The organism is Corynebacterium sp. HMSC076G08, assembly GCF_001811515.1.
In the GTDB taxonomy this organism is placed as follows: Bacteria; Actinomycetota; Actinomycetes; order Mycobacteriales; family Mycobacteriaceae; genus Corynebacterium; species Corynebacterium hiratae.
The window spans coordinates 1-265 of the sequence record NZ_KV805055.1 but is presented as its reverse complement, the minus strand read 5'-3'; the positions used below and the strand labels follow the sequence as shown (position 1 = coordinate 265).

At 53.6% G+C, this 265-nt stretch carries 1 protein-coding gene; it reads right to left on the bottom strand.

The window, feature by feature from the left end:
* A partial coding sequence (locus HMPREF2806_RS07870) for a transposase (protein ID WP_198531328.1) occupies nucleotides 1-265 on the bottom strand: 265 nt, incomplete at both ends.

Below are 265 nucleotides of genomic sequence, written 5' to 3'. Positions count from 1 at the left end.
AGTGCGTTGATTTTGTCCTGTAGTTGTCCGGAGTGGATTAGGCATCGCAAGATGTAGTGGTTGAGGTTTTTAAATCCTAGGGCGATGCCGCGTAGGTGTTCGAGTCTGCCGTTGATTGCCTCGACGGGGCCGTTGGATGCACCGATATCAAAGTAGGCAAGCACATCTTTGCGCCGACGCCACAGGGTGCGTCCCAGTTGGGCAAGCTCTTCTAAGCCTTTCGGTAATCCCTTACGCAGGGTGTGGATGATGCGTTCCATGAGCT